Annotated in this window: 5 protein-coding genes; all 5 read left to right on the top strand. The window is 75.7% G+C overall.

Annotated features, from left to right (window positions below; all coding sequences use genetic code 11):
- Positions 1 to 295: 295 nt before the first annotated feature.
- The 5 genes from ACFP3R_RS31695 to ACFP3R_RS31675 are packed head-to-tail and all read left to right on the top strand — an operon-like array spanning position 296 to position 5022.
- Positions 296 to 1150, top strand: coding sequence for a fumarylacetoacetate hydrolase family protein (locus tag ACFP3R_RS31695; protein WP_380641455.1), 855 nt, complete (start codon positions 296 to 298; stop codon positions 1148 to 1150).
- A complete protein-coding gene (locus ACFP3R_RS31690; protein ID WP_380641453.1) occupies positions 1150 to 2454 on the top strand; it encodes an enolase C-terminal domain-like protein in 1305 nt (434 codons plus the stop codon). Before ACFP3R_RS31695 ends, ACFP3R_RS31690 begins: the two co-directional genes overlap by 1 nt.
- Positions 2451 to 3197, top strand: a complete 747-nt coding sequence (locus tag ACFP3R_RS31685) for an SDR family NAD(P)-dependent oxidoreductase (RefSeq protein ID WP_380641451.1) — start codon at positions 2451 to 2453, stop codon at positions 3195 to 3197. The genes ACFP3R_RS31690 and ACFP3R_RS31685 overlap by 4 nt, the downstream gene beginning before the upstream one ends.
- Entirely contained in the window at positions 3194 to 4108 is a 915-nt protein-coding gene (locus tag ACFP3R_RS31680) for an aldo/keto reductase (RefSeq protein ID WP_380641449.1), read from the top strand. Before ACFP3R_RS31685 ends, ACFP3R_RS31680 begins: the two co-directional genes overlap by 4 nt.
- The gene (locus ACFP3R_RS31675) at positions 4105 to 5022 is read left to right on the top strand and encodes an amidohydrolase family protein (protein WP_380641447.1); all 918 of its coding nucleotides are present in this window, start codon (positions 4105 to 4107) and stop codon (positions 5020 to 5022) included. The genes ACFP3R_RS31680 and ACFP3R_RS31675 overlap by 4 nt, the downstream gene beginning before the upstream one ends.
- The last annotated feature ends 87 nt before the right edge of the window (positions 5023 to 5109 follow it).

Below are 5109 nucleotides of genomic sequence, written 5' to 3'. Positions count from 1 at the left end.
CGGCGGCCGACTCGCGGCCGTGGTGCGCGGGAGCGGCGCCGGGGAGGCCGGCGGGGGCCACCGGGGTGGGGAGGGCGACGAGCGCGACGAGCAGGGCGGCGGCCGTCGCGCGGGCCGCGGCGGAGGTGGCGCGGGTCCGCCCCGCGCGGTGGTGGTTCATCTCGTCCTCTCGGCTGTCTTCCCCGGCTCGTCCCCGGCCGGGATTCATCGGACCGCTGTTCGGACCACCTCTGGACGTCGGTCGCGCGGAAGCGCTATACATCCGATCTGTCGACCGACTTCGAGGAGGTCTCCCGTGCAGCTGCTGCGTCTGGGACCGGCTGGTTCCGAACGCCCCGCCGTCCGGGCCGACGACGGTGTCACCTACGACCTGACCCCGTTGACGGCCGACGTGACGGGCGACTTCCTAGCCGATGACGGCATCGCGCGCGCCCGTGCCGCGCTGGCGGCCCGCGAACTCCAACCGATCGTGGTGGAGGGGGTGCGCGTGGGGCCGCCGATCGCGAACGTGGGCAAGATCGTCTGCATCGGCCTGAACTACCGGGACCACGCCGAGGAGACCGGCCTGCCGATCCCGGACGAACCGCCGATGTTCCTCAAGACGCCCGACACGATCGTGGGGCCCGAGGACGAGGTGCTGATCCCGCGCCGCTCCACCAAGACCGACTGGGAGGTCGAGCTGGGCGTGGTCATCGGCCGCACCGCCCGGTACCTGGGGTCGGCCGAGGAGGCGCTGGAGTGCGTCGCCGGGTACGTCATCTCCCACGACGTGTCCGAGCGGGAGTTCCAGATCGAGCGCGGCGGGCAGTGGGACAAGGGCAAGAACTGCGAGACGTTCAACCCGCTCGGGCCCTGGCTGGTGCCCGCCGACGAGGTGGGCGACCCCCAGGCGCTCGGCCTGCGGCTGCGGGTCAACGGCGTTCCCCGCCAGGACTCCTCGACCAAGAACATGGTCACCCCGGTGGGCGAGCTGATCCGCTACCTGAGCTGGTTCCTCGTGCTGCGGCCGGGCGACCTGGTCAACACCGGCACGCCCGCCGGCGTGGCGCTGGGCCGGCCCGAGCCCAAGCCCTACCTGCGGGCGGGCGACGTGGTGGAGCTGGAGATCGACGGGCTGGGAGCGCAGCGGCAGACGTTCGGGCAGGCGTGATGGCCCGGGTCGTCGGCCTGGACGTGCTGGACGTCCGGTTCCCGACCTCGCGCGAGCTCGACGGTTCCGACGCGATGAACCCCGACCCCGACTACTCGGCCGCGTACGTGGTGCTGCGCGCCGACCACGGCCCGCACGGCTACGGCCTGGCGTTCACCATCGGCCGGGGCAACGACGTGCAGGCCGCCGCGATCCGGGCGCTCGCGCCGCACGTGGTGGACCGGCCCGTGCCGGAGACCGCGCGGGACCTGGCCGACCTCTACCGGGACCTGGTCGGCGACTCGCAGCTGCGCTGGCTCGGGCCGGAGAAGGGCGTCGCGCACATGGCGCTGGGCGCGGTGGTCAACGCCGCCTGGGACCTCGCCGCCCGGCGCGCGGGCCTGCCGGTGTGGCGGTTCCTGGCCGCGATGACCCCGGACGAGGTCGTCGGGCTGGTCGACTTCCGGTACCTCTCCGACGCCCTCACCCCGGACGAGGCGCTGGCCCTGCTGCGGGAGGCCGAACCCGGCAAGGAAGAGCGCACCGCCGCCCTGGTCCGGGACGGCTACCCCGCCTACACCACCTCGCCCGGCTGGCTCGGCTACTCCGACGAGAAGCTGGCCGACCTGGCCCGGCGGGCGGTGGCCGACGGCTTCGACATGATCAAGCTCAAGGTGGGCGGCTCGCCGGCCGACGACGTGCGGCGGCTGCGGCTGGCCCGCGAGGTCGTCGGCCCGGACGTGCGCATCGCGGTGGACGCCAACCAGCGCTGGGACGTGGCCACCGCCGTGGCGCGGGTGCGCGAGCTGGCCCCGTTCGACCCGTACTGGGTCGAGGAGCCCACCTCCCCCGACGACGTGCTGGCCCACCAGGCCATCGCGCGGGCCGTGCACCCGGTCAAGGTCGCCACCGGCGAGCACGTGCAGAACCGGGTGGTCTTCAAGCAGCTGCTCCAGGCCCGCGCCGTCGACGTGGTGCAGATCGACGCGTGCCGCGTCGGCGGGGTCAACGAGAACGTGGCGATCCTGCTGCTGGCGGCCAAGTTCGGCGTGCCGGTGTGCCCGCACGCGGGCGGCGTCGGCCTGTGCGAGCTGGTGCGGCACCTGGCGATGTTCGACTTCGTCGCGGTCTCCGGCACCACCCGGGACCGCGCCATCGAGTGGGTGGACCACCTGCACGAGCACTTCACCGACCCGGCGGAGGTCCGGGCCGGCCGGTACCGCGCGCCGACCCGGCCCGGGTTCTCGGCGCGCGTGAAGGACCGGACCCTGGCCGACTTCCGCTACCCGGACGGTCCGGTGTGGTCGGGGACGGAGGCGCGGTGAGCGATTTCGACGGCCTGGTGGCGGTGGTGACCGGCGGCGCGTCCGGCCTCGGCCTGGCCACCGCGCGGCTGCTCGCGGAGCGGGGCGCGACCGCCGTGGCCCTGGACCTGGACCCGCGGGTCGACCCGCCCGTGCACGGCGTCCGCGCGGACGTCACCGACGACGCCTCGGTGCGCGCGGCCGTCGCCGAGGTGGTCGAGCGGTTCGGGCGGCTCGACGTGCTGGTGAACAACGCGGGTGTCGGGGCCCAGGGCGACGTGGCGGCGAACCCCGACGAGGAGTGGCTGCGGGTGCTGGACGTGAACGTGCTCGGCATCGCCCGGGTCACCCGCGCCGCGCTCCCCCACCTGCGGGAGTCGCCGGCGGCGGCGATCGTGAACACGGGGTCGATCGCGGCCTGGGCCGGCCTGCCGCAGCGGGCGGTGTACTCGGCCAGCAAGGGCGCCGTGCACGCCCTCACCCTGGCCATGGCCGCCGACCACGTCCGCGAGGGCATCCGGGTCACCGCGGTGGCGCCCGGCACCGCCGACACGCCGTGGGTGGGCCGCCTGCTCGACTCGGCGCCCGATCCCGGGGCGGAGCGGGCCGCGCTCGAAGCCCGGCAGCCGCACGGCCGGCTGGTCTCGGCCGAGGAGGTCGCGGGCGCGATCGCCTACCTGGCCAGCCCCCGGTCCGGCTCCACCACCGGTACCGTGCTCGCCGTGGACGGCGGGATGCACGGGCTGCGGTTGCGCCCGCGATGAGGGGGATTCCGTTGTCCCGCCTCGGGTTCGGCGGCGGCCCGGTCGGCAACCTGTTCACCGCGGTGTCCGACGAGGACGCCGCCGGGGCGCTCGCGGCCGCCTGGGACGCGGGCATCCGGTACTTCGACACCGCGCCGCACTACGGCCTCGGGCTGTCCGAGCGGCGGATCGGCGCGTTCCTGCGCACCCGCCCGCGCGCGGGGTTCGCGGTGTCCACCAAGGTCGGCCGCGTCCTGGAGCCGTTCGACGGCGGCGGCGACGACCTGGCGCACTCCTTCGCGGTGCCCGCCACCCACCGGCGGGTGTGGGACTTCGGCGCCGACGGCGTGCGGCGGTCCCTGGAGTCCTCTTTGGACCGCATGGGGCTCGACCGGGTGGACGTGGTGTACGTGCACGACCCGGACGAGCACTGGGAGCAGGCCGTCTCGCGGGCCGTGCCGGCCCTGGTCGGGCTGCGGGACCAGGGTGTGGTCGGCGCGATCGGCGTGGGCATGAACCAGTGGGGGATGCTCGCCCGGTTCGTCCGCGAGACCGACCTGGACGTGGTGCTCCTGGCGGGCCGCTACACCCTGCTCGACCGGTCCGGCCTGGAGCTGCTGGAGCTGTGCGCCGAGCGCGGGGTGGCCGTCGTCGCGGCCGGGGTGTTCAACTCGGGGCTGCTCGCCGCGCCGGGCGCCGGCACCACCTACGACTACCGCGCCGCGCCGCCGGAGCTGGTCGAGCGGGCCCGGCGGATCGCGCGGGCGTGCGAGCGGCACGGCGTGCCGCTGCCCCTGGCGGCGCTGCGCTTCCCGCTGCGCCACCCGGCCGTGACCTCGGTCCTGCTGGGGATGCGCACCGCCGCCGAGGTGCGCGCGAACACCTCGGCCGCGGAGGTGCCCGAGGCGCTCTGGGCGGAGCTGGAGCGGTGACCGGCCCGGGGATCATCGACGCGCACCACCACGTGTGGGACCTGTCGGCGCGCGACCAGGCGTGGATCACCGACCCGCCGATGGGCGCGATCCGACGGGACTTCTCCGTGGCCGACCTGGCGGCGGTCGCCGACGGCGTGGCGCGGACCGTGCTGGTGCAGACCGTGACCGACCCCGGCGAGACGCCCGAGCTGCTCGCCCTGGCCGAGCGCGAGGAGCTGGTGGGCGCGGTCGTGGGGTGGACCGACCTCACCTCGCCCGCCGTCGGCGACGCCCTGGCCGCGCTCGCCGGCGGACCCGGCGGCCGGTGGCTGCGCGGCATCCGGCACCAGGTGCAGGGCGAGCCGGACCCGGACTGGCTGTGCCGGGACGACGTGCTGCGCGGCCTGGACCGGGTCGGCCGGGCCGGGCTGGTGTACGAGCTGCTGACCCGGCCGCACCAGTTGCCCGCCGCCGAGCGGGCCGCGGCCGCGCGGCCCGACGTGCGCTTCGTCCTGGACCACTGTTCGAAGCCGCCGATCGCGGCGGGCCGGCCCGACCCCGGCTGGGCGGCGGGCATCCGCGCCCTGGCCGCGCGCGGGAACGTGACGTGCAAGTTGTCCGGCCTGGTGACCGAGGCGGACTGGCACCGCTGGACCCCGGCCGACCTGCGGCCGTGGTTCGAGGTCGTGCTGGACGCGTTCGGCCCGGACCGGCTGCTGTTCGGCTCGGACTGGCCGGTGTGCCTGCTCGCCGCCGACTACGGGCAGGTCCTGGCCGCCGCGCGGACCCTGACGGAGGAGTTGTCGCCGGCCGAGCGCGAGGCGGTGTTCGCGGGCACGGCCGCGCGGGTCTACGGGATTCCCCCGACCCGGAATTCCGGGTCGGCCCCGGATGATCTTCCCTCCGGGGGGCGGCAGCCTCCCGGGGCATGAGGACACTCCTGTTGATCCCCGTCGCCGCCGCCCTGGCGCTCGCGCTCGCCCCGCCGGCGTCGGGCACGACCCTGTCGGGCACGACCC

Source organism: Saccharothrix lopnurensis (assembly GCF_042658445.1).
GTDB lineage: Bacteria > Actinomycetota > Actinomycetes > Mycobacteriales > Pseudonocardiaceae > Actinosynnema > Actinosynnema lopnurensis.
Note: the sequence above shows the minus strand (reverse complement) of the source record. Positions and strands in the feature narration are given on the sequence as shown.